The 24,274-nt window shown below is 66.2% G+C and carries 21 protein-coding genes; 3 read left to right on the top strand and 18 right to left on the bottom strand.

Translation table 11 applies throughout. The features are described 5' to 3' along the window. Positions 1-96: 96 nt before the first annotated feature. The 7 genes from AC1RQC_RS06105 to AC1RQC_RS06075 all read right to left on the bottom strand — a co-directional run bounded on the left by AC1RQC_RS06105 (position 97) and on the right by AC1RQC_RS06075 (position 9,465). On the bottom strand, positions 97-1,116 hold the full coding sequence (locus AC1RQC_RS06105; protein WP_150993157.1) for a Bug family tripartite tricarboxylate transporter substrate binding protein: 1,020 nt from the start codon (positions 1,114-1,116) through the stop codon (positions 97-99). 125 nt (positions 1,117-1,241) lie between these two features. Then, entirely contained in the window at positions 1,242-1,973 is a 732-nt protein-coding gene (locus AC1RQC_RS06100) for an SDR family NAD(P)-dependent oxidoreductase (RefSeq protein WP_043357057.1), read from the bottom strand. A 223-nt stretch (positions 1,974-2,196) separates the two neighbouring features. After that, positions 2,197-3,399 (bottom strand): 3-oxoadipyl-CoA thiolase, encoded by a 1,203-nt coding sequence (gene pcaF / locus AC1RQC_RS06095; protein ID WP_174424128.1) that lies wholly within the window; start codon positions 3,397-3,399, stop codon positions 2,197-2,199. Positions 3,400-3,497: 98 nt separating this feature from the next. Continuing rightward, positions 3,498-4,145 (bottom strand): 3-oxoacid CoA-transferase subunit B, encoded by a 648-nt coding sequence (locus tag AC1RQC_RS06090; RefSeq protein WP_492882691.1) that lies wholly within the window; start codon positions 4,143-4,145, stop codon positions 3,498-3,500. A 20-nt stretch (positions 4,146-4,165) separates the two neighbouring features. After that, positions 4,166-4,849, bottom strand: coding sequence for a 3-oxoacid CoA-transferase subunit A (locus tag AC1RQC_RS06085; protein ID WP_043357062.1), 684 nt, complete (start codon positions 4,847-4,849; stop codon positions 4,166-4,168). Positions 4,850-5,245: 396 nt separating this feature from the next. After that, positions 5,246-8,323, bottom strand: coding sequence for an AAA family ATPase (locus AC1RQC_RS06080; protein ID WP_492882690.1), 3,078 nt, complete (start codon positions 8,321-8,323; stop codon positions 5,246-5,248). Continuing rightward, complete coding sequence (locus AC1RQC_RS06075) at positions 8,320-9,465, bottom strand: exonuclease SbcCD subunit D (RefSeq protein ID WP_492371326.1); 1,146 nt, start codon at positions 9,463-9,465, stop codon at positions 8,320-8,322. The genes AC1RQC_RS06080 and AC1RQC_RS06075 overlap by 4 nt, the downstream gene beginning before the upstream one ends. Before the next feature lie 211 nt (positions 9,466-9,676). Between AC1RQC_RS06075 and AC1RQC_RS06070 the strand changes: the two genes are divergently transcribed. Further along, complete coding sequence (locus AC1RQC_RS06070) at positions 9,677-10,021, top strand: NirD/YgiW/YdeI family stress tolerance protein (protein ID WP_492371325.1); 345 nt, start codon at positions 9,677-9,679, stop codon at positions 10,019-10,021. Between the two features lie 105 nt (positions 10,022-10,126). Here the strand turns inward: AC1RQC_RS06070 and AC1RQC_RS06065 are convergent, their stop codons facing one another. Further along, positions 10,127-11,116, bottom strand: a complete 990-nt coding sequence (locus tag AC1RQC_RS06065) for a Bug family tripartite tricarboxylate transporter substrate binding protein (protein WP_492809600.1) — start codon at positions 11,114-11,116, stop codon at positions 10,127-10,129. A 400-nt stretch (positions 11,117-11,516) separates the two neighbouring features. On the opposite strand from AC1RQC_RS06065, the gene AC1RQC_RS06060 reads away from it, so the two are divergent. Together AC1RQC_RS06060 and AC1RQC_RS06055 are read left to right on the top strand one after the other, a co-directional pair. Next, positions 11,517-12,374 carry a helix-turn-helix domain-containing protein gene (locus AC1RQC_RS06060; RefSeq protein WP_492809598.1) on the top strand — a complete coding sequence of 286 codons (858 nt, stop codon included), beginning with the start codon at positions 11,517-11,519 and terminating at the stop codon, positions 12,372-12,374. A 72-nt stretch (positions 12,375-12,446) separates the two neighbouring features. Then, on the top strand, positions 12,447-12,773 hold the full coding sequence (locus tag AC1RQC_RS06055; protein ID WP_150991512.1) for a hypothetical protein: 327 nt from the start codon (positions 12,447-12,449) through the stop codon (positions 12,771-12,773). A gap of 33 nt (positions 12,774-12,806) precedes the next feature. Here AC1RQC_RS06055 and AC1RQC_RS06050 read toward each other — a convergent pair whose 3' ends face one another. The 10 genes from AC1RQC_RS06050 to cpaB form a co-directional block, all read right to left on the bottom strand. Beyond that, positions 12,807-14,177: a sigma 54-interacting transcriptional regulator gene (locus AC1RQC_RS06050; protein ID WP_183033918.1), complete on the bottom strand. Its 1,371-nt coding sequence runs from the start codon at positions 14,175-14,177 to the stop codon at positions 12,807-12,809. A 38-nt stretch (positions 14,178-14,215) separates the two neighbouring features. Beyond that, positions 14,216-15,880 (bottom strand): TadG family pilus assembly protein, encoded by a 1,665-nt coding sequence (locus AC1RQC_RS06045; protein WP_492809595.1) that lies wholly within the window; start codon positions 15,878-15,880, stop codon positions 14,216-14,218. Between the two features lie 59 nt (positions 15,881-15,939). Next, positions 15,940-16,296 (bottom strand): DUF3613 domain-containing protein, encoded by a 357-nt coding sequence (locus AC1RQC_RS06040; RefSeq protein WP_492809593.1) that lies wholly within the window; start codon positions 16,294-16,296, stop codon positions 15,940-15,942. Positions 16,297-16,373: 77 nt separating this feature from the next. Further along, complete coding sequence (locus AC1RQC_RS06035; protein ID WP_492371321.1) at positions 16,374-17,264, bottom strand: pilus assembly protein TadD; 891 nt, start codon at positions 17,262-17,264, stop codon at positions 16,374-16,376. After that, positions 17,261-18,283: a type II secretion system F family protein gene (locus AC1RQC_RS06030; protein WP_492809589.1), complete on the bottom strand. Its 1,023-nt coding sequence runs from the start codon at positions 18,281-18,283 to the stop codon at positions 17,261-17,263. The genes AC1RQC_RS06035 and AC1RQC_RS06030 overlap by 4 nt, the downstream gene beginning before the upstream one ends. A 12-nt stretch (positions 18,284-18,295) precedes the next feature. After that, complete coding sequence (locus tag AC1RQC_RS06025) at positions 18,296-19,222, bottom strand: type II secretion system F family protein (RefSeq protein WP_492809587.1); 927 nt, start codon at positions 19,220-19,222, stop codon at positions 18,296-18,298. Continuing rightward, positions 19,215-20,531 carry a TadA family conjugal transfer-associated ATPase gene (locus AC1RQC_RS06020; RefSeq protein WP_492371318.1) on the bottom strand — a complete coding sequence of 439 codons (1,317 nt, stop codon included), beginning with the start codon at positions 20,529-20,531 and terminating at the stop codon, positions 19,215-19,217. Before AC1RQC_RS06020 ends, AC1RQC_RS06025 begins: the two co-directional genes overlap by 8 nt. Before the next feature lies 1 nt (position 20,532). Then, positions 20,533-21,750: a CpaE/TadZ family protein gene (locus AC1RQC_RS06015; RefSeq protein ID WP_492371421.1), complete on the bottom strand. Its 1,218-nt coding sequence runs from the start codon at positions 21,748-21,750 to the stop codon at positions 20,533-20,535. A 38-nt stretch (positions 21,751-21,788) separates the two neighbouring features. Further along, entirely contained in the window at positions 21,789-23,150 is a 1,362-nt protein-coding gene (locus AC1RQC_RS06010; protein WP_492809584.1) for a type II and III secretion system protein family protein, read from the bottom strand. Positions 23,151-23,247: 97 nt separating this feature from the next. Beyond that, complete coding sequence (cpaB, locus tag AC1RQC_RS06005) at positions 23,248-24,219, bottom strand: Flp pilus assembly protein CpaB (RefSeq protein WP_492809582.1); 972 nt, start codon at positions 24,217-24,219, stop codon at positions 23,248-23,250. Between the last annotated feature and the right edge of the window lie 55 nt (positions 24,220-24,274).

The following is a 24,274-nucleotide window of genomic DNA, read 5'->3' as shown; positions in this document are numbered from 1 at the left end:
AAGCGCACGTAAAAAGGCCGACCCCGAAGGGCCGGCCTTTTTACTGTCATCGGCCCGGGCCAGAAGTCCGGGCCGGGGCAACCGTGCGGGGATCGATCAGTCCACCGTGGCGCCCGAAGCCTTCACCACCTTGGCCCACTTGGCGGTCTCGGTCTTCATGAAAGCGGCCAGTTCGGCCGGCTTCTCGGGATGCGGCTCCGCGCCCTGGTCGGCCATCTGCTTCTTCACTTCCGGCATGGCCAGGATCTTCACCACTTCCGCATTCAAGCGATCGACGATCGGCTGCGGCGTGCCGCCGGTGGCGTACAACGCGAACCAGGAAGTCGCTTCATAGCCCGGCACGCCGGATTCGGCCACGGTCGGCACGTTCGGCAGTGCCGGCGAGCGCTTGGCCGAAGTCACGGCGATGGCGCGCAGCTTGCCGGCCTTCACGTGCGGGTACGACGACGGCATGTTGTCGAACATCAGGCCGATCTGGTTACCCAGCAGGTCGTTGACCGCCGGGGCGCTGCCCTTGTACGGGATGTGCTGGATATGCAGGCCGGTCATCGAGTTGAACAACTCGCCCGACAGGTGCATCGACGAGCCGCTGCCCGACGAACCGTACGACAGCTTGTCCGGGTTGGCCTTGACGTAGGCGATCAGTTCCTTGACGTTGTTGACCGGCACCTTGGGGTTCACCACCACGATGTTCGGCACCATCGCCACGCGCGAGATCGGCGCGAAATCCTTGACCGGATCGAACGGCAGCTTGGAGTAAAGCGACTGGTTGATGGCATGGGTACCGATGGTGCCCATGAACAGGGTGTAGCCATCGCCCGGAGCCTTGGCCGCGATCGATGCGCCGATGTTGCCGCCCGCGCCCGGACGGTTGTCGATCACCACCGGCTGGCCGAGCGCCTTGCCCAGTTGCAGGCCGACGATGCGCGCCAGGATGTCGGTGGTGCCGCCGGCCGAGAACGGCACGATCATGGTGATCGGCTTGGTCGGATAGTTGCCTTGCGCGTAGGCTGCGCTGGTCATGCCGCCGAAGGTGGCGGCCAATGCCACACCGGCAGCCAGCAGGCGACGGCGCGCGCTGTTGTGCGGGGTGCGAGCTTGGGAATGGGATTTCATGTTTGCTCCAGGATAAATCGCTGTAAGCCCGCGCTTGTGGCGCGGGTCATCTTTTTTAGTTTTCTACGGACTAAATGCTGCGGCGTGATGACGGGTGCGCGCTTTGCACCGGTCACGCCGCGGGACTACACGGGTGCGACGCCGAGGGTGGTGCCACCGCACACATAAAGCACCTGGCCGGTCACGAAGCCGTTCTCCGGCGACAGGAAGAACATCGAGGCGCGAGCCACGTCTTCCGGGGTGCCCATGCGCTTGACCGCGATGCTGGCGAGGATCCGCTTGGTCTGCTCGCTGCCTTCGGGGTTGCTCTTGCGGAACAGGTCGGTCGCAATCGGGCCAGGCGCCACGGCATTGACCGTGATGCCGTCGCCGCCGAGTTCCATCGCGAGCGTGCGGGTCATGCCGATCAGGCCGGCCTTGGTGGCGGAATACACCACGCGTTCCGGCTTGCCCAGCGCCGCGCGCGAAGCCATGTTCACGATGCGGCCAAAGCGTGCCGCGCGCATGGCGGGCAGGCAGGCCTGGGTCAGCAGCAGGGTGGCTTGCAGATGCAGGCCAACCACATAGTCCAGGTCTTCGACGCGCGCCGTGTCGGCCGTGCCGGGGCGGGTGGCGCCGGCATTATTGACCAGCCGGGTCACGGCAAAGCGCGAGGTCACCTGCTCGGCCGCGGCGCGGGTCGCGTCGGCATTGGTCAGGTCGGCCTGGACAAACGTCATGTTGGGATGGGACCAGGCGGGGGCGACATAGTCGACATTGACCACCTGGGTCACGCCATCGGCCAGCAGCATTTCGCTGATGGCGCGGCCGATACCGGAACTGGCGCCGGTAACGAGCGTGGCAACGGGAAGGGACATCACATACTCCGACCGGCAAGGGGCACCGGGTCATGCTGAAGAGGATGCGACGAGAGCCGGCGAGCCAGTCGGCCCTGTCGCGCTGCTTCTTTGCGTTGGGAAACTTCATCAGCCTGCACATCCACCGGGTACTAACGGCAGCCGCGCGGCAATCTTTAGCGCACGGCGCCCGCGAGCCGAAACCCGCGGGCGCCCAGGCGTCAAACGGTCAGGCAGCTGACGATCAGACCCGCTCGATCACCATAGCGATGCCCTGGCCCACGCCGATGCACATCGTGCACAGCGCGTAGCGGCCGCCGGTGCGGTGCAGCTGGTACATGGCGGTGGTAACCAGGCGGGCGCCGCTCATGCCGAGCGGGTGGCCCAGCGCGATCGCGCCGCCATTCGGGTTGACGCGTGCGTCGTCGTCGGCCACGCCGAGTTCGCGCAGCACGGCCAGGCCTTGCGCGGCGAACGCTTCGTTCAGCTCGATCACGTCCATCTGGTCGATGGTCATGCCGAGTTGCTTGAGCAGCTTTTGCGAAGCCGGTGCCGGGCCAATGCCCATCACGCGCGGCGCCACACCGGCGGTTGCCATGCCGACGATGCGAGCCTTGGGCGTCAGGCCGTGCTGGCGGGCCGCGGCTTCGCTGGCGAGCAGGATGGCGCAGGCGCCGTCATTCACGCCCGAAGCGTTGCCGGCGGTCACGGTGCCATCGGCGCGAACCACGCCGCGCAGCTTGCCCAGCGCTTCCATGCTGGTGGCACGCGGGTGTTCGTCGCGGTCCACAACCAGCGGATCGCCCTTCTTCTGGGCGATCGTCACCGCGGTGATTTCCTGCGCCAGCGTGCCATCGGCTTGCGCGCGCGATGCCTTTTCCTGGCTGCGCAGGGCCATCAAGTCCTGGTCTTCGCGGCTGATCTTGTAGTCGGTGGCAACGTTCTCGGCGGTCTCGGGCATCGAGTCCACGCCGTAAGCCGCGCGCATCGCCGGGTTGATGAAGCGCCAGCCGATGGTGGTGTCGAAAATCTGCGCATCGCGCGAGAAGGCGCTGGTGGCCTTGCCCATCACGAACGGGGCGCGGCTCATGCTTTCCACGCCACCAGCGAGCATCAGGCCGGCTTCGCCGGACTTGATCGCGCGCGCGGCGGTGCCGGTAGCGTCCATGCCAGAGCCGCACAGGCGGTTGATGGTGGCGCCCGGTACGCTTTGCGGCAGGCCGGCCAGCAGCAGCGACATGCGCGCTACGTTGCGGTTGTCTTCGCCGGCCTGGTTGGCATTGCCGTAGATCACGTCGTCAATGGCGGACCAGTCCAGGTTCGGGTTGCGTGCCATCAGGGCCTTGAGCGGCACCGCGCCCAGGTCGTCCGGGCGAACGCCGGACAGGCTGCCGCCGTAGCGGCCGATGGGGGTACGGATGGCGTCGCAGATGAAGGCTTCGGTCATGGTTGTCTCTCTCTTGCTTGTTCGTGATCGTGAAAACGGGAGGCTTGCAAGCGTGCTCGCCGGGGCTCGCCCCGCCGGTCAGGCCAACACTCAGGCACTCAGGCAGAAGCGCCCTGCTTGAGCGGCACGCCGGTCAGGCGTTGCAGTTCGTCGAAGGACAGGCCTTCAACCAGGTCGCGCGCCACCAGCCCGTCGGACGTGACGTCGATGGTCGCCAGATCGGTATAGATGCGCGTGACGCAGGTCATGCCGGTCAGCGGATACGTGCATTTCGCCACGATCTTGCTCTCGCCCTGCTTGGTCTGGTGTTCCATCATCACGAACACCTCCTTGGCGCCGATCGCCAGGTCCATCGCGCCGCCCACGGCGGGGATCGCGCCCGGCGCGCCGGTATGCCAGTTGGCCAGGTCGCCCTTCACCGAGACCTGGAAAGCCCCCAGCACGCAAAAGTCGAGGTGGCCGCCGCGCATCATGGCGAAGGAATCGGCATGGTGGAAATACGAGCCGCCCGGCTTGATCGTGACCGGCTGCTTGCCGGCGTTGATCAGGTCGCCGTCTTCTTCGCCGGCGGGGGGTGCCTTGCCCATGCCGAGCAGGCCGTTCTCGCTGTGCAGCAGGATTTCACGGTCGGCTGGCAGGTGATTGCCAACCAGGGTGGGCAGGCCGATGCCGAGATTGACCACGGCACCGTCGGGAATGTCTTTGGCCACGCGGGCGGCCATCTGATCGCGGGTCAGGCGTTGCATATTCTGAATCTCCTTGGCGCTCAGGCAGCGGCCTGGCTGGCGCCGTCGACCTTGACGACGCGCTTGACGAACAACCCCGGGGTCACGATGTGTTCCGGGTCCAGCTCGCCGAGTTCGACGATCTCGCTGACCTGCACAATGGGGCATTTGGCGGCCATCGCCATGATGGGGCCAAAGTTGCGCGCGGTCTTGCGGTAGGTCAGGTTGCCCCAGCGGTCGGCGCGCAGCGCCTTGATCAGGGCGAAGTCGGCATGGATGGGCGTCTCGTAGACGTAGCCCTGGCCGTCGATAATGCGGGTTTCCTTGCCCTCGGCCAGCGGCGTGCCATAGGCGGTGCGGGTGAAGAAGCCGCCGATGCCGGCGCCGGCGGCGCGGATGCGCTCGGCCAGGTTGCCCTGCGGCACCAGTTCCAGCTCAATCTTGCCAGCGTGGTAGAGCGAATCGAAGACGTAGGAGTCGGCCTGGCGCGGGAAAGAGCAAATGATCTTGCGCACGCGCTCTGTCTTGAGCAGCGCGGCCAGCCCGGTGTCGCCATTGCCGGCGTTGTTGTTGACGATGGTGAGGTCGCGGGCGCCCTGCGCGATGAGGGCATCGATGAGCTCCGCCGGCATGCCTGCCATGCCGAAGCCGCCGATCAGGATGGTGGCGCCGTCCTGGATATCGGCCATGGCCGATTCCACCGAGTCGAATAGCTTGTTGATCACTTGCGTTCCAGTTCCGAGAGTCCGGACGAACTATCCGGAACCGGCCGCCAAGGAGGGAAACCAGGCGGCGCGCAAACGCTGTCTCCGGACAGTCCTGCCGGAAGAGCCATCCGGCTTGGGCGCCCTCCGCTTGCAAAAGGCGCACCGCCGGAAACGAATCCAACAGACTTTGGTTTTTCTTATTATTGTGGTTTGTTCTAATTGCGAACTTCAATTCGCAGAATGAACAGGTTACACCCCCTGTCCGCGGGTGGTCAAGGCGCCGGCAAATCGCTTGTGCGTTAGCCGGCCACGACCGTAGGGCAGTTGAAAGCTAGCTTGCCAACGGGGCCACGGCGGCCCGGAACATCGGACAGCTTACGCTCTTCAGGCCCCGCTGAGGTGGCGCCCGGGCCGCTACGGCAATTGCAGCTCCGCTCGGCTGCCGCCGGCCCCGGCCCGGATCTCCAGCCGCACATCGATGCGCTCGCGCAGCTCGGCCACGTGGGAAATGATGCCCACCAGCCGTCCGGCATGCTGCAGGTCGATCAGGGTGCGGATGGCAAAGTCCAGGCTCTCGGGATCGAGCGTGCCGAAGCCCTCGTCGACAAACAAGGTATCGAGCTGGATCCCGCCCGCGCGCGACTGCACCACATCGGCCAGCCCCAGCGCGAGCGAGAGCGAGGCCAGAAAGCCCTCGCCTCCGGACAAGGTATTGGCCGGGCGCGCCATGCCAGTGTCGTGGTCGAACACCTCCAGGTCGAGGCCGCCGGCGGTGCGCTGGTCGCCCTGCTGGCGCACGCGCTGCAGCTCATACCGGTTGCGGCTCATGCGCATCAGCCGCAGCGAGGCCGCTTCCAGCACCTCGTCGAGCAAGGTGGCCAGCACGAAGCGCTGGAATGTCATGCGGCGCGGATTGTTGCCGTTGGCCACTTCGGCCAGGCGGCCGAGCACCGCGTAGCTGCGCTCGATGTCCGCGCCCTTGCTGGCCAGGGCATCCAGCCGCTGCTGGCATTGCAGCAGGTTCTCGCGGCTGCGGTGCAGGTCGGCCTGCTGCCGGACCAGCGCCTCGAGCGCGCCGGCGGCGTCCGCCTGGGCCTGGCGCAGGGCGGCAAGATCCGGCGGGGCAAGGTCGCGCGCGGCAATGGCGGCGCGCTCGCGGCGATCGCCGGCAGCGGCCAGGTCGAGGTCGAAGCGATTGACCTGGGCTTCGGCCTGCTCCATCTGCGCACCCGGCATCCGCGCCTCGGCATAGGCCTGGCGAGTGACAAAGCCGGCTTGCTCCAGCGCGCTCGCGAATGCGGCGCCCGCCTGCGTCTCCCGCTTTGCGTGGGTAGCGAGGCTCGCTTGCGCGGCGGCTTGCGCGGCCAGCGCTGCCGCCAGCCCCACGCCGGCCTGCTTGTCGGCGGCCTGCGCGGCGGCCAGTGCGGCTTCGCGCGCGGCAAGGTCCCGGCGTGCCTGTGCTAGCGCCGCTGTCAGCCGCTCCGGCTCGCGCCGGTCCGGCGGCACCTGCGTGCTGGCGGCCTGCCACTCGCCCTGGAGCTTGGCGTGACGCTGGCCTGCATCCTGCACAGCGGCGTCGGCGGCGCGAATGGCCGCCTCGGCTGCCGTGAGAGCGGCTTGCTGCCGCTCAACTTCCGCGGCCAGCGGCTGGCAGCTGCCGGCGGCCGCCTCTGCCGCCTGTTGCTGCTGGCGCAGCGCCTGGACGGCGCCGGCAAGCTGCTGCCTGGCCGCCGCCGGGTCTTGCGCGGCGCCGTCGGGCATGCCCACCGTTCCCGCCGCTTCGCGCAGTTCATCCAGTTGTTCCTGCCGGTGCGTGGCTGCCAGCAACGCGCCCTGCGCACGGCTGGCCGCGCCCTGCGCCGCCTGGTCGGCAAGCCGTGCGGCCTCGCGGGCCAGGTCCAGTGCCTCGTCGGAGACCAGTGCATCGACGTGCTGCGCCAGTTGCGGGTGCGCGGTGCTCCCGCAGACAGCGCACGCCTGGCCATCCTGCAAGCCGGCAGCCAGCCGCGCGGCTTGCCCGGCCCGCCAGGCCTGCTCCGTCTCGCGCAGGCGCAGCAGGCTTGCCGCCTGCTGCTTGGCGGCTTGCTGCGCAGCGAGCTGGTCGGCATCGGCCTGGCGGTGCGCTTGCTCGCACTGCGCCAGCGTGGCGGCGTATTTGTCGAGCGTGGTTGCCTGCTGCGCCAGGCCGGCCAGCTTGAGCTGGATCGTCTCCAGCCCGCGCGCGCCTTCCTGCGCCTGGGCCAGGCCGGCCTCGGCCTGGCGCAACGTGGCGGTGACTTGCTGCTGCGCCTGCAGCGCCCCGGCATGGGCCGCACCCGCTTGCGCCTGCTGGCGGGCGGCGGCCTGCAACTCTTGCTGCAGCACGCCGAGCCGCTGCGCCTGCGGCAACATGGCCTCCAGCTCCGTCACTTGTTTTTGCGCCGTCTGGCGCTCGCCGGCACGGGCCACTTCGGCCTCAAGCCCCGCAGCGGCAGTGGCCGAGACAGCGGCGCAATCGGCAGACCGCGCGCTTGCGGCGGCCAGCGCTTGCTGCGCCTGCTGGTGTTCCTGCACGGCCTGCCCCAGATGCTGCTCGAACGGCTGCACCTGCATGGCACGGCGTGCGGACTGCAGGCGCTGGCGCTGCGCCTCCATCTCGGGCCGCTGCGCCATCAGCGCAGCATGGGCCGCCTCGGTATCGCGCTGCTCCCGCAGGCGGGCATCCGTCTGCTCGCCCTGCCTGGTTGCCAATGTGGCCACCTCCAGCGCGGTGCGCGCGGCCACCTCGCGCTGCCGCAGTTCGGCCAGCTGGGCCTGCAACCCTGCAGCCTGCTCCCGCAGCGCGTCCACGGATTCCAATTGATACTGCTGCAGCAACGCCGTCTGCTCGATGCGCAGGCGCTCGGCTTCCTGGCGAATGCCGGCCGCCTGCCCCTTGAGCAGTTCCTCCACGCGCCGGTACAGCTCGGTGCGGAACAGCCGCTCGAGGATGGCCTGGCGGCTCTTGGAATCCGCCGTGAGCAATTCGCGAAAGCGCCCCTGCGGCAGCACGATCACCTGGCGGAACTGGCTGCTGTCAAAGCCCAGCAGGTTGCGCACGAAGTCATCGACCTTGTTGGGCTGGCTCGCCTTGCTGGTCCAGCCCGCGTCGCCCATGACATCAAGCTGGGCCTTGGGCGTTTCCTTGACGGTGCCCTCGCCGCGCAGCTTGGGCCGCTCCTGCGCGGGCGAACGCGTGGCCATGTAGCGCTGGCCACCCAAGCTGAACTCGAACGTCACCTCCGTGCGCAAGGCCGGATCGGCGTTGGCGCTGCGCATGTCCTGCGCGCTGCGCTCGCCGCCAGAGGTGTCGCCGTAGAGCGCAAAGCAGATCGCGTCGAGCAAGGTGGTCTTGCCCGCGCCGGTGGGGCCGTGGATCAGGAAGAATGCCCGCTCCCCGAGCCGGGTGAAGTCGATTTCCTCGCTGGCGGCAAATGGGCCGAAGGCTTGCAGCTTCAGGCGCAGCGGTCTCATGCGGACTCCCGGTCTGCGCGGGCAATGCCCTCGAGCACCTGGTCGAGCACGCGGCGCTTATCGTCGTCCAGCTCTTCGTCCGCCACCTCCTTGAAGAAGTTGGCGAACAGTTCGCCGGTATCGAGCTGGCGCAGGCGCTGGCCCGCCGCGCCGGCCTCGCCCGTGCGCGCCAGCACCGCGCGCTCGATGGCGAGCGCATTGGGATAGGCCTGGCGCAAGCGCGCCATCGGATCGAGCAAGGCGCCGTTGTCGGTCAACACCGCGTGGATGTAGTCATCGCGCCGCGGGTCTGCCGCGCCTTGCGCCAGCAGATCGGCCAGTTGCCCTTCGATGATGCGAAGGTCGCGCCGTGGCGACAGCGCGATCGGCTCGATGCTGACCGCGCCATCGGCCGCCAGCTCGATCAGTGAAACCGACTTGGCATGCGTGACTTCGGACAGCGAGTACTTCAGCAAGGAGCCGGCGTAGTGGATGCGCTGGCTGAAGGTCTGCGGGCGATGCAGGTGGCCAAGCGCGACCAGGTCGAAGCCGTCGAACACGCTGGCGGCAACGGCGCCGCTGCCGCCAACCGACAGCGGCCGCTCGGATTCGCTGGCCTCGCCACCGATCACGAAAGCGTGGGCCACCACCACCGAACGCGCCTGCGCCGGATGGCTGGCGCGGATCGCGTCCAGGCGCGCCGCCAACGCGGCCTCGTGCCCGGGCAGTTCCATGTCGAAGGCATCGCGCACGGTTGCGGGCTCGGCATAGGGCAAGGCGTAGATCCGTACTTCGCCATGGGCATCGGACAAGGTCACGCAAGTGGCATCGCGCTCGGTGATGCCGGCCACGTGCAAACCCTGCGCCGTCAGCAGCCGCGCGCCGAAACCAAGCCGCTGGGCGCTGTCGTGATTGCCCGCGATCATCACCACCGGAATGCCGGCATCCACCACGATGCGGGCCAGCACGTCGTCCAGCAACGCCACGGCCTCGGGCGGCGGCACCGCGCGGTCATACACGTCGCCGGCGATCAGCACCGCATCGGGCCGGCGCTCGCGCACCAGCGCAACGAATTGGTCAAGCACCCAGGCCTGGTCTTCAAGCAGGCTGCGCGCATGGAATACGCGCCCGAGATGCCAGTCGGCAGTGTGAAGAAAACGCAATGTGAATCCCTAGCAGTATGTGGACGGGCCGGAGCGGACCGCGGCGGCAAGCGCCATCATAACGTTGCCCAGCCGCCATTCAGCTTCGGTTCAGCCGGCACGCTCCACAATAGGCGCCGAGCCAGTGCAAAAGCACCGCCTCCGGCACAATGGGCTGGCCAGGTTGCCGCCCCCCAGCCGCTATGTTTCAACCAGACCTGAGAGAGAAACCATGAAACGCATCCTGATCGCGGCAGCACTGACGGCTACGGCCGCATTGGCACAAGCGCAGTACGTGGGCCCAACCACGGTTCCAACGACCACCGTCAAGGCGTTGACGGAGCAAGGCAAGGATGACCAGCACGCCGTGCTGCGCGGGCAAATCATCAGCAGCGTGGGCCACGAGCTTTACCAGTTCGACGACGGCACCGGCCAGATCCGGATCAAGATCGACAAGAAGCTGTGGCCTGCCGGAAAGCCGGTGGACGCATCGACCAAAGTGGAACTGCTGGGCGAATACGACAAGGCGCTCTTCGGCGACTCCAAGTTCAAGGTCAAGCAGATCCGCATTCTTTAATGCATAGCGCAAAAACGGCGATGGCCGGGCCGTAAGCACCCGGGCATCGCCGCACTGACGTCTGGAAGACTGGAAGCCTGGAAGCCTGGAAGCCTGGAATCCGGATTATTCCTGGATATTGGCTTCGCTCACGATCTTGCGGTACGACTCGGTTTCCTTGGCGATAAAGCTGCGAAAGGCGACGGCGTCCTTCGCATCGATGTCGACACCCGATTCGGACAGCTTGCTCTTCACTTCCGGCGCGTTGATGGCGCGAGCCAGTGCGTCGGTCAGCTTGTCGGTCACCGCCTTGGGCGTGTTCGCAGGCGCGAACAAGCCAAACCACAGGCGCATGTCCACATTGGCCAGGGCCTTGTTCTCCGCCAGTGCCGGGATATTGGGCGCGGCATGCGAGCGCGTGGCCGAGGTCACGCCAATCGCTTGCAGCTTGCCCGACTTGATCTGCGGCAGCGCCGTCGACAGCACCAGCACGCCCAGTTCGATCTGGTTTGCCATCAGGTCGGCGATGGCCGGCGCGCCGCCCTTGTACGGCACGTGGGTCATATCGACCTTGCTGGCGCCGCGGATCAGCTCTCCCGACAGATGCAGCGGCGTGCCGATGCCCGAGGTGCCATAGTTCACCGGCTTCTTGCTCTTGGCCAGCGCCAGGAAACCCGCCACGCCCTGAATGCCGGAATGCGCGCCGGAAACCAGCACCATGGGCTGCGAGCCCACCATGCGCAAGGGCACGAGATCCCGCTGGCCGTCGTACTTGATCTTCGGGTTGGTCAGCTTGGCGATCGAGATTTCGCTGTTGGAACCCAGCAGCAACGTATAGCCGTCGGCCGGCGCATTGATGGTCTTGAGCGCGCCGATGGTGCCGCTGGCGCCCGGCGCATTGTCCACCACCACCGATACACCCAGGTCCTGGCCAAGGCGCTGGCTCAGCACGCGCGCCACCAGGTCGTTGCTGCCGCCGGCGGCGTAGGGCACGACGATGGTGATGGGCCGGTCCGGATAACCGGCGGCCTGGGCAGGCGCTACGGCGAGGGTCAGCGTGGCGGTCGTAACGATGGTGACGGCGGCGGTCAGCGCCGTGGCGAGGGACTTCTTCATCGGATTCCTTTTCTGGCGCCTGAGGCGCTCCTTTGGTGTGGCAAGCGTGATGCGGGAAACCAGCGGATTGCGGGCCTCATGATGCGGATCGCAATATACATGCCATCCAAAAAACTAGCCAAGTCTCGTTTACGAGACTGTACAAGCATTGACGCCATCTTTATGCACCACAACTGAGCACAAAAGGCACATTGATGCACAAAATGCGGCTTATCCAGATCATCCAGCCGTCGTGGGTATATCGTCCGGATGCGCGAATACCTTGAACGCGGGGAAGTGCGGCGGCATGCCATTCCGACATGTTGCTTCTCTCGCCATCCGGCCACGGCCCATGCTAGGATGGGTCTTGTCTTCTTTTTGAGATTCCCCGAGGATGGACGCTCCGCTCGCTGCCGGCCCAATGGTTGATTTCGTTGAAATCGGCAATCGCCTGCGCGCGTACCGTCTAGGCGCGGGGATGCGCGCGGAAGCCATCGCCGAACAGCTCGGCGTATCGCGGGCCGCGATCTATCGCATGGAGAAGGGCGACATCGTCAAGATCGAGACCCTTGGCCGTCTCGCCCAGTTGCTCGGCACCTCGCTGGCATCCATGCTGGGGGTCGAGTCCGAGTACTACTACTCGGCCGTGGCGTATATCGAGCGCATGCGCCAGCTCGAGCACGGCGCGACGCGCATCCTGGCCCATTTCGAACCAATCTCCTACCTGCTGACCTCGCCCGATTACGCCGGCCACCTGCGCCAGATGCTGGCGGAGAGCCCGCAGCCAGCGCCAGCCGCAACCATCGACGCCCTGCTGGACCTGCTGGAAGAGCGCAAGCAATCGTTCGCGCGCAGCGTGCCGCCCATCACCAGCCTGATCGACCTGCGCTCGCTGGAGCGCTTCGTGCATTTTGGCTTGGTGGGACGGCTGGACCTGCCGCCCGCGGTGCGCATGGAGCGCTCGCTGGCAGCCCGGCGCGAGATCGAACGCGTGATCGACCTGCTGGACGCGCAGCCCATCGGCCTGCAGATCGGCATCGTCGACGGCAGCATGCCCAACGTGACCTTCCAGGTCTTCGAGCGGCCCGGCAAGGCTTATGTGGCCACCAGCCCATTTCGTTTTGGCGAGTTTCCCAACGTGTCCACCGGCATCGCCACCGTGACCGCAGCGCCCGAGGCGGTACGGCTCTACACCACCATGGTCAATGACCTATGGCAACGCGCCTACAAGGGGCGCGATGGCGCCACACTGCTGCGGCGCATGTTGAACAGCGTATGAGCGGGCGCGATCCGCCATGCAGCCATTTTCATTTGATGTACCGAACCCGTTTTCACTAACCGATATTGCGCCATGACGCTTGAAACCACCCTCCAGCAATTCCAGGATTCGCTCCCCGGCACCGACGCTTTCGTGACGGTGAAGAAAGCCACGCGCGAGCTGATCGACACCGACCCCGCACACGCGGCGGCCTACTTCCTGCTGTACGGCTTCGCCCGCTCTTACGTGCTGCTGTATGAGGACCAGGCAGTGACCATGGACTTTGCCGAAGCCGCCAAGCAGGAGCTGCTCGGCTACATGCAAGGCATTGCACGCACGCTGCACGGCGAGAGCGCCGCGCTGCTGGCGGAAATGAACCGCATCGTCAGCGCTTACCAGGGCGGCAAGAAGACGTTCTGAGGCGCAGCGCCCCCGTGCCATGACGGGGACAATTCACGCCGGCTCGGCCTCGTTGTCGGCGATCTGGAACTTGCGCATCTTCTCCCACAGCACCTTGCGGCTGATGCCCAGGCTGGCCGCCGTATCCTGGCGCCGCCAGCTATTGGCATCCAGCGCGGCCACAATGCGGCGGCGCTCCTCGGTCTCGCCGCGCCAGTCGGCCGTGCGCTCGCTGCTATCGAACGCACCCGGGCGCAGGCTGCGGAACAAAGGCCGGATCCGCGCCTCGTCCCAATGCCCGGTCTGCTGCACAGTAATACCGATGCGCTCGGCCAGGTTGCGCAACTCGCGCACATTCCCCGTGAAGAACGCCGTGCCCACCGCCCCCTTGAGCCAGTCAGGCACGGGCGGCAATGCGTCCAGGCCTGAGGCCCCAAGCATCTGCTTGAGGAACGACACCAGCAAAGCCACCTTGTCGACGGCGCCCCGCTCCTCCAGGCTGGGCAGCCGCAGCTCGATCACCGCCAGCCGGAAATACAGGTCCGCACGGAAGCGGCCCTGTGACACGGCCTCGCGCAGATCCTTGTTGGTGGCCGCGACCAGGCGGAAATCCAGCTTGACCGGCATGGTCGAGCCCAGCCGGGTCAGCGCGCTCTCCTCCAGCACGCGCAGCAGCTTGACCTGCTGGAACAGCGGCAGGTCGCCGATTTCATCCAGGAACAGCGTGCCGCCGTTGGCCTGCTCGAAGAAGCCGCGGTGCGCGAACATCGCGCCGGTAAACGCGCCCTTGGCATGTCCGAAGAACTGCGACTCGAACAGGCCATCGGGAATCGCCCCGCAATTCACGGCAACGAACGGTCCCTTGCCATAGATGTTGTTGCGCTCGTGAAAGCGCTGCGCGATCCGCTCCTTGCCCGCGCCGGTCTCGCCGTACAGCATCACATTGCTGCCGAAATCCGCGAAGGTCTCCACCTGCGACAGGAACTGCTGCATGGCGGGTGACTCCGCCACAAGGTCCGCCACCGCATTCGCGGGCTCGGCGGCTGCCAGCAACTGCGGCAGCAGCTTGCCGATCTGGTTGCGCAGGTCTGGCCCCGTGAAATCGTCGGCCAGGATATGCGCATACTCCGCGGGAAAGCGCCCCGGATCCGTCTCGCGTCCCGGCGCCGCCACCCACACCACGGGCATGCCGTGGGCCGCCTCCCAGTCCAGCGCGGTGAACTTCGCCGCGCCGATCACCGAGACACTGATGACCGCCACGCACGGCTTGAGCCGCGGCTCCGCGGGCAAGGCCTCCAGCGCGCCGGCGCGGATCACGTCCACGCCAAGCGGCGACAGGAAACGCGACACACGGTCGGCAATATCAGACTTGCCTTCCCATACATATACTTCAAGGCTCTCGTAAGCCCAGCGATCTGTCTTCATCTGTCTTCCGCCGTATAGCGATTAGCCTGCTGCATGGCTCAGAACACCAGCTCGGCGTTGTTGCAGTCGATTCCTTGCATCCAGATGTCGGCGTAGCCTAGCTGGATGCCTAATGCGCCTAGTAGAGGGCCAAGCACGCTGTCCAAAGCAGTGAACAAAGGCGTAAGCAGACCGGCCAGTGGCAACTTGACGCTCAATAAGTCAAGCCAGAGTACCTTGACGGCGACCGTCAGGTTCAGGCTACCCACAACATCGACCAGGACACCCGTCAGTGGTTGGGGCGTCCCGACTCGAGTCGTTGTGCCTGGTGCCATGCTGATAGTCGAACTGTTGACGCCGACCACGCCGGTTCGCGCACTGCCGCTGGCGATGATGCTCACCCCCGTACCGAGAAGACTAATCCCGGTGTCCACCAACGTGACAGGGCCGGACGCGCAGCCACTGCCGGAGGCTGCGGCAAGGCATGCCTTGACCAAGCCTGTGTTCACCCCCAATGTGGCACGGCAATCCGCCTTTGCGGCCGCACACTGAATGCCCTGCAATGAGGCCGTGGCCGCCGCAACCTCAATGTAAAGTGGCACGTTTATGCCGATGCCCACTAGGCTGGCCACGTCAATACTGATTCCGGCATCGAGTCGTAACCCCACCTGCGCCGTATGCGCGGTAGTCTGCCAGACTCCGGGACTCAGCTGCCGCGCCGGCCCAACCGCCATCACAGGTGGCTGCACGACATAGAGCTGGGCGCCGATACTGGTAAGGCCGGGCACGCTAAGATTTGGCAACTTCACCTGGATCGCCGAGTTGCCATTCGCGACCTGCGCCCCGAGCATCAGCAACTGCGCCACATTCAATGCCACGTCAGCCGCTGACGACGCCGCCGGCGCCAGCACGCCCAGGTTCAGCAACTGACCCAGTCCCACGTTAGCCTTGACCCCGCTCAACCCAAGTTGCGTGGGCGGGCTGCCCAGCGCCGCGGACAGCAGCGAATCCTTGCCGGCCGCGCCCAGCACGAGCGCATAGAACTGCTGGATCGACAGCGAGGTCTTCAGCAAGTCGTCAATGGTGCCAACACCCAGCTTCAGGCGCAGTTGGTCGAGCGTGACATTGGCGTTGAGCAAGCCTTGCCAGTCCAAAACGGACAACTGCACCGAGGTTCCCAGCAAACTGCTGAGCACACTGCTACCGGTGTTGACATCCAACAACCCGCTACCCAGCGAAAACGACGCCACCGGCGGGCTCGCATTGGCGATCGCCTCCGCGCGCAACTGGCGCGACGCGCTGCCAGGAATCACGAACAGGATCGGCACGGTCTGGGTCACGACCACCTGCACCGCGTTTGCCGATAGCTTGGTGGTGTCGTAGCCGGCGTTGAAGTGCCGTACGGTGTCGCTCCCAGTGCTGTAAGCCGGATCCCATACGCCCAGGCAGACACGCATGCCATCGGCATCGCTGCTGCCCGCTGCGCTGCAATTGGCAGTCGCCGTGCCGGCGTAGTCATTCTGCGTGCCCGCCGACTGCGTGGCGCTCAGCACATTGGCCGACACGGTGGCGGCGGCCGCGGCTTGCTTGAGCTGCTGCGCGCCGGCCAGTGCGGCCATGTCGGCGATCTTTTGCAACTGGCGCTGCCGGTAGAACACATGGCCGACATCGATCGACACCAGCGAACCGATCGCAACCGTCGCCAGCAGCAGGGCGCCAAGCACGCCGATGGCACCGCGCTGCCCGCGTCGGCGCCCGGCGACGAGAGGCGAGCGGCAGCGAATCATCGGCCTGCCACTCCCTGGCTTGCGCCGCCGGCGCCATTTTTCGATCCCGCCTGGCCCGTGTAGAACTCGGGGATCGGATAGGCAAACGTCGCCATATAGCGCTGGTAGGACAGGGCTGCCTGCTCCCCACGCAACACCTGCAGCTCGCCCGCCTGGGCGCCACTGCGCTGGATCTCGAGGATGCCACGGGTATGCGGGCCAATCTCTTGCCGGGCCGGTCGCGCCAAGGGTGTTGCAGGTGCGTCCGTCTGGGCCTCGGCGGGGAAGGCGCCAAATCCGAGCATGGCGATCGCCAGCGCCAGTCCACTGCGGCGGGCATGGCCACGCAGGCTTCTTGTTCCGGTCTGGTTCATGGAAATCTCCTGGGTTGGTGCCGTCGGCGCGGACAACGGGTATCGGGTATTGCGCGGTTGTGCCATCCAGCGATCTCTCATGGCGTGGCCTGGAGGATATCGGTCAGGCGCTGATGGTTCGGGCCGGGTGTCGCGGCGGCGGCAAGCCGGGCCGATTGTGGCGCGGTCTGCGCCACGGCCTGCTGCGCGGCAACGCGTTCGCGTTGCGTGCTCGCGCGCCGGACCCGCTCTGCTTCCTGCAACACCGCCTTGCGCGTTGCCTCTGGCAGGCCGGCCCGCTGCATCAGCGACGCCGCCTGCTCACGCTTGCCGTCGGCTGCGAGCCAGACCGCCGCGTTGCTCACCACGCGCGGGTTCTTGCCATCGAGTTGCAAGGCCTGCATCACCGGCACGCGCGCCTCGCCCAACGCACCCGTGCGCATCAACGCGTAGCCCAGGTCATTGGCCACCTGCGCGTTGGTGGGATCCGCGCCGGCTGCCAATTGAAACGCTGTCGCGGCAGCGGCAAAGTCGTTCCTGCGGCCGGCGATCAGGCCCAGACCGTGGTAAGCGCGCGCCTGCACCGAAGTGCCGGCCAGGCTGCGATAAGCCTGCTCGGCGGCGGCATCCTGATTGGTCTCGCGCAACGCGTCCGCGCGCATCAGCGTCATCGCCGGCGACGCGCCGAAGCGCTTCTCGTAGACGTCGATATGCGCAAGCGACGCGAAGTACAGGCCCTCTTCCTGCATCTTGCCGATCAGGCCGAGGTAGACCGATTTATCGTCGTAGATGGCCCGGTCCTGCTTGTCGCGCAGCTTGGACAGCTCCACCTGAGCATCGGCCTGATCGCTCATGCGGGTAGCCAGGCTGGTGCCGCAGCCGGATAGCACGGCCAGGGCCAGGGCCGATGCCAGGGTGGTTAAAGAGTGTGCGGGCCAAAGCGATCGATATCTCGTCCTGCTTCCCGAGCGCTTGTCTTGTTTGTTCATTTCGGTCCCCCCGACATATGCGCCAGCATTCTTATCACGCCCAAAAAGCCTGGTCCGGCCGTGATGATCAGCAATACGGGCAGCATGGTCACCACCATGACGGCAGTCATCTTCACGGTCAGCTTCCCCACCTGTTCTTTCATGCGCGCCTTGCGCGATTCCTGCAGGCGCAAGCCGAATTGCCGCAGTGGCTCCTGGACGGCCCCGCCGAATCGATCCACCTGGCTAAGCATGGTGATCAGGCTCTTCAGGTCCTCGCTATCGAATAACTTCCCGATGCGCTGGAGCGTCTGGTCGCGCGACCGGCCCGAGGCAAACTGCTGGTTGGCACGCATCAGCTCAGGGCCAAGCACGCGCAGCATGCCGCCGAACTCAGCCACGATCACCTGCAGGCTCTGATCGATCGACAGCCCCACACCCTGCAACAGGCGCAGCATGTCGACCAGCACAGGCAACTCATCCTCCAGGCGCAGCATGCGGCTGCTGGCCCGACGCTGCAGCGCCCATTTGGGCGCCAGGAAAAACACCGCGAACGTGACGAAGGCCCACATCGTTGCGCCCATCAGCGATGTGGGCAAACGCCATGCAAAGACCCCTGCCGCCAACGCCGCCGGTAATGACAGGCGCAGTCCCCCAAATATAGCCCGGGCCTTGTCACCGTAAAAACCACATTGCTCAAGCAATCGCTGTTCTTCGACCGTCACCACGGCCTTGCCCAACGGCGATTCAAGCCAACGCTGGTCAAAGCGCTTGCTAAGCTGGCTGCCCAGCCGCGCGCCAATGCGAGCGCCGGCGCTTTGTGCCGCGGCGGCGTTGGCAACATTGGCTGTGCTGGCCGGAGCAGTGGCGGGAGCATCCGGCACGGCGGCAGCCTCGGCAGCCTGCCGCGAGAGCGCAGCGTCGATGGTGCGCTCGGCGCGGTGACGTTGCCGCCATTGCCCCACCAGCGGCAAGGCCAGGGCCGCTAGCCCGATGGCCGCCGCGCATAGGCTCAGCGAGATCAAGGTAGTGCTATCCATGGTCCCTTGTTCCTATACCGACTTGGCCAGCCGATAGAGCATGGCCGCCCCCATCACTTCCAGTATCACGGAAACCAGCAATAGCGTCTTGCCGGCCGGGTCGCGCCACATCATCATGATGTAGGCGGCATTCATCACGAACATCATCCCCGCCACCACCATCGGCAGCAAGCCAAGTACCCAGGCCGACAACCGCGTCTCGGACGACAGCGCATGCAGTTCCTGTTGCGCTTGCTCGCGGTCTCGCATGAAGGCGGCGGTACGCTCCATGACAATGTCCGCGCGACCGCCGTAGCGCACCGCGAGTCGTAGCACGGAAGACAGCAGCATCAGTTCGTCGACCTGGTAGATCCGCGCGACCTGCAAGACCGCCTGATCCAGTTCCTTGCCTGCGCGCTGCAAGTGGATGGCCTGTACCAGGCACTGGCGCAATGGCGCCTCGGTATTGCCGATGGCAGCCTGAAAGGCCGAAGGCACGCTGCTGCCGATGCTCATCATCCGGACTACCGCATCGAGAAACGACGGCAACTGCTGGCGAAGTCTCTGCCCGGTACGACGGGCTCGGTTCCAGAGCATGAAATAAAGGATCACCACCCCGATTGACAGCGCGGCTAATGCAGCCAGCCAGCCGCCCATGGCAACGCCCACGAGCCCCAAGCCGATGATGGAACCACCCCACAACGCATAAGTGCGCCGCGTCGGCGCCAGGTCCGCACGGCGCAGGAAATCCGCCCACTTGCGCCGCAGGTCGTGCTGCTTCTTGCCGGCTTGCGGCTCCGGCGTAGTCGCATAGCGTGCCTTGACCTGCTCGGTCTGCGCTTGCAGGAACGCACGCGCGCTCTCTTCCTGCGCGCGCGCCTTGGCGCTGGACAGCATCAGCAGGCCCAGTCCCAGCAAGACGAGAGCGGCCGCCGCAACGACCAGCGCCGCGCTAGACATCGAAGCGGTCGTCCAGGCCAAAGTTGGTCGGGCGCATGCGCGCCAGCTTGGGCGAATGCGGCAGGATGCCAAGCGAGAGCCAGCGGTCTACCTCGTTGCCGTCGGGGCCGACGAACGGCTCGTGGCGGAACAGCTCCTGGGTCGAGATGATGTTGTCGCCAAGGCCGGTGACTTCCGTGATCGAGAGGATGCGGCGCTTGCCGTTGGAGAGCCGGCCGATCTGCACGATAAAGTCGATGGCATTGGCGATCTGCCGGCGCAGGCTGGCCTCGCTGCCCTGGAAGCCGGCAAAGCCGGCCAGCATCTCCAGTCGGTACAGGCACTCGCGCGGGCTGCTCGAGTGGATGGTGCCCATGGAGCCATCGTGCCCCGTGCTCATGGCCTGCAGCATTTCCAGCACCTCACCGCCGCGCACCTCGCCCACGATGATGCGGTCGGGCCGCATCCGCAGGCTGTTGCGCAGCAGGTCGCGGATCGACACCACGCCCGTGCCTTCGAAGCCGCCAGGGCGGCTCTCCAGCCGCACCACGTGCGGATGGTTGAGCGCCAGTTCCGCCGTGTCCTCGATGGTGATCACGCGCTCGCCGTCGGGCACATAGGTGGCCAGCGCATTGAGCAGCGACGTCTTGCCCGAACTGGTGCCGCCACTGACAAGGATATTGCAGCGGGCCTTTACGGCGGCCTCGAGCAGTTCGTTGACCTCGGGGCTCATGGTGCCCAGGCCTTGCAGGTCCGCGGGCGTCAGCGGGTCCTTGCGGAACTTGCGGATCGACACCACCGGTCCGGCCAGCGCCAGCGGGGGAATCACCACGTTGATGCGCCCGCCATCCGGCAGGCGTGCGTCGACCATGGGATTGGACTCATCCAGCCGCCGGCCGATCGGCGCCAGGATGCGGCGCACGATGCGCAGCAGATGCCCGCTATCGGCAAAGCGCACGGGGATGCGCTCCAGCACGCCATGCCGGGATACGTAGACGTCCAGGTGCCCGTTGACCAGGATGTCTTCCACCGCCGGGTCGTTGAGCAAGTCCTCGATCGGACCGAAGCCCGCCAGCTCCTTGGTCAGCGCCTCGGCGATCTGATGCAGCTCGGCCTCGTTAATGGGGATGCGGCGCAGCCGCATGAAGCTCTCCAGTTCCAGGTCGACAAAGCGGTTGATCGCGGTGCGCGACCAGCGGCCGAACTCCGCGCCCAGCTCCTCAATGCGGGTGAGCAGATGCTCATGGGCCGCCTCCTTGATGTTCTGGAATTCCTGCGAAGCAGGAAAAGGCGCGGCGGAGTTATCGGAGAATTCGATGGCTTGCGACATGTCAGTTCCCAGCCCGCTCAGCGCGTATCACGCGCATGGCGCGTAGCGCTTCGGGCAGTTTTTCTTTTACCCGGCCCAGCAAGCCAGCTTCGCTTGCAGTGCCGGCACGGTATCCCAGCCGATCCACCAACTGGCCAATGGCACGGACATAGGGATCGGCGGGGCTGTCATCGGCCAGCACCACGCCACGGTTGAGCGCCAGCACCAGCGGCTCGCGCCGGTCGGGCAAGGTGCCGACCGAGGGCGCCTCCAGGCGCTGCGCGATCTGCTGGGCGTCCACGCCCAGGCGCGCCTCGAAACGCGAGACCAGCAAGTGCAGGTCCTCGCGCTCCACCTCGCGCTTCTTCAACTCCTGGAGCAACTCCGCAGCCGAGACGATGGCGCCGACGCTCTGGTCCACCACCAACACCACCATGTCGGCGGCCTTGACCAGGTGCGCCATGAAATCGACATTGCTAAAGCCGCCCAGGTCCACCACCTGCAGGTCAAAAAAGGCGCGCAGGCGATTCAGCAGCCCAAGCGCCTCCATGAACGAGATATCCCGCATCTCCGCCAGCGTGGCCGGCAGCGGCAACACGGCCACGCCATTGCCGTGGCGCGCCAGCGCCGTCTGCACGAAAACCTGGTCGAAGCGCCGCAGGTTGCGTACGCCTTCGACAAAGTGAAAGCCGGGACTGATGTTCATATACAACGAGCCGTCGCGCGACGGCAGCCCCAGGTCCATCAACAGCACTTCGCCATGGCTGCGCTTGCGCACCGCTGCCGCGAGGTTGGTAGCCAGCGTTGTGGCACCCACGCCCACGCGCGCGCCAAGCACCGCCACGACCTTGCCCCGGCGCGCCGGCTCCGCGTGGCCGCGCACCGCCAGCAGCCTGCGCACGATCTCGATCGCGCCGGCCGGCGGCGCGGTCATGTCGATGAAATCTTTGGCGCCAGCCCGCAGCGCCGCCAGCATGATGTCCGGCTCGCCCGCGTTGCCCACCGCCACCAGCGGCAGCCCCGGGTACAGCTTCGTCACGTGCTCGGCCAGCCGGCTTGATGCCAGCGCCTGCTCCCGCGAAAAATGCAGGAAGACCATGCCGGGATTGACCGTGGCGATCTGCTCCACAAAGGCATCCTGCGGGCCAGCCTCGACGACCAGCCGGCCCAGGTTGCCGAGCGCGTTGGCCAGCCATTGGCGCGGCTCCGGCTGTGCGGTGTTGAACAGGAAGAAGTCCATCTGACCCTGCCTTGCGCCGTCGTCCTGCTTGCCCAATGTCATTTTGAAAACCCTGGCAGCGTCGGATCGACGTATTCGCCAAGCACATACCGGCCCCACACATTGGGGTTGCCGCTGGTGCGTCCATCCTCGCTGACCGCGGCCACGGCCGCCGCGCCCTTGGCGAGCGGGCGCACCAGGCGCGGCGTGACCACGATCATCAGCTCGCGGTCTTCCTGGTTGAAGTTCAGGTTGCGAAAGAAGGTGCCGATGATCGGCAGGTCGCCGAGCAAAGGCACCTTGTTGACGTTGCTGACCGTGGTGCGGCTGACCAGCCCGCCGATCACAAAGCTCTCGCCATCGCCGAGTTCCACCGTGGTGTCGGCGCGGCGGGTGACAATGGCAGGCACCATGGCACCGTTGATCGATATGCCGCGTGACGGATCGAGATCGCTGGCTTCAGGCGCCACCTTCAAGGCAATGCGATCCTTGGCTAGCACGGTGGGCGTCACGGTCAGGCCAATGCCGAAGGGCTTGAACTGGATGGTGGTCGTGCCGAGTGCCTGCGGCACCGGGATCGGGATCTCCCCGCCGGCAAGAAAACTCGCGCTCTGCCCGGACAGCGCCACCAGGCTCGGTTCGGCCAGCACCCGCGCCATGCCATTGCTCTCAAGCAGGCTCAGGTTGGCGAAGATCCCGCGCGAGAATGACGCCGCGACAAGATTGAAGGCACTGCTCATCGGCGAGCTGATGTCGGCACTGAGCGAACCCGGCGTGGAGTCCGTTCGCGGTGTGAAAGTGAACTTGTTCAGCGACGACGGGGAGAACGTGCCAAAGGCGAAGCCGCCGTTGTTCCGGTAGAAATTGAACCCCACCTCCTTGAGCACGGTCTTGCTGACCTCGACCACTTTCACGTCGACCTGCACCGTGCTGCTGACCGGAATCGTGGAGCGATCGATCACCACACCACCCTTGCCTTCGGCGGTAGCGGTGGCCGAGCGCGCCGCCAGTTGGGCGCGCAGCGAAGCCTGCGCATCACGCGCCTCGCCGCTGATCAGTGCGCCCCCGCCCGACACTGTCACGTCGGGATCGCCGGACTCGCCTCGCGTCGCATCCACCTGCACCCGGTAGGTTTGCGCGGCTTCGCCACGCGGCCAAACCATCAGCTCGGTAGCGCCCGGCTTCTTGGCCACCACCAGCACGCCGTTGGCACCCGAGCCGCTCTTTAGCAGCAACGCATCCGCCACGGCAGGGTTGCCGATCGCCACGCGTTCCAGTGGCTTGTTCAGACGTAGCTCACGCTGGCTACCCACCACCAGCCTCAGATCACGCACGCCGCCATCGGCCTGCTGCGCCCACGCCGCGGGGACGGTGCAGCAGACGGCCAGGATGGTGGCGGCCCCGGCAAGAATGGATTTCATCAATCGACTATCCAGAAGTAACACTGAAAACACCAATCCAAATGCAATCCGGCGGGCGTGCACGAGGCATGCTTCGACCACGACGGCGTGCCTGGCTTCATTCGATCTCGCGCTTGCCGCCGCGGATCATCTCAACACTGTTTTGCGCGACGCTGCTCGCGCCCGCGCCATGGGCGCGCTGCGCGATGGCTGCAGGTGCCGGGACAGGCGATGGCGCTGCCTTGACAGGAAGCGCTTCACCTCGTGCCCCACCCGCGATCCCTGCCAGCGCAACGCCTGCCATTGCGCGATCGGATGGCGCCAGCGCTGCGGCAGGCGCCCCGCCTTTTGCCTGCGTCTTTGCCTGCATGACCGGTGCGGGATCCTCAAACAAGCCTTCGGTGGGAACATCCGGATCGTCGGGATTGCGCAGGGCCAGCAACAGGCGCCCGGTTTGCTGTGCGATAGCCAGCTTGCCGACGTTGGCCACCGGCACTGCCAGCACGGCGGTCTTCGCGCCTTCGCGGCGCGCCATCATTTGCTCGGGCGGGGGCTTGGCGGCTTCATTGACCGTCCCCGCACCATAGGCCAGCACGCGCAGGCGCGCGAGCAGCATGCGCGCCTGGCTGCCTGCGATCTCCTGGCCATCGCGGCGGAACACCGCGAACACATCGACAAAGTCGCCCGGCTGCACCTGGTTGCCAACGCCAATCACTTCATCGACCGCAACCGCCACCGCGCGCTCGCCCTCTTTCACCTGAGTGGCAAGGCCCGCCAGCAGCTGGCTTTCCAGTACCGGCACGTTCGCGCCGATGCCAACCAGCGGCACCTGGCCTGCCACGCGGGCCACTTCGGTGTAAGCCCCCGCCGGATTGATGGGCAATTGCTCTACCTTGAGCGCGTCGACGGGGACCGGCTTGCCGGCTTCGATCGGCTTCACTGTGATCACCACCGGATACGACTGCATGCTTGCCATTACGGGCTCCGCTGGTTTGGCCGGCGTACGCGCCACGCGCCACGCGAGCAACGCCAGCAACGCGGCAAGGACGAGCAGCGCGATGGCAAGCACGCGGATCTGTTTGCTGGTCATGCGAACTCTCTGGTTTGGATAAATGGAATCTGGCTTAGGCACATGTCGACAAACG

Source organism: Cupriavidus sp. GW822-FHT03E04, assembly GCF_058801495.1.
Note: the sequence above shows the minus strand (reverse complement) of the source record. Positions and strands in the feature narration are given on the sequence as shown.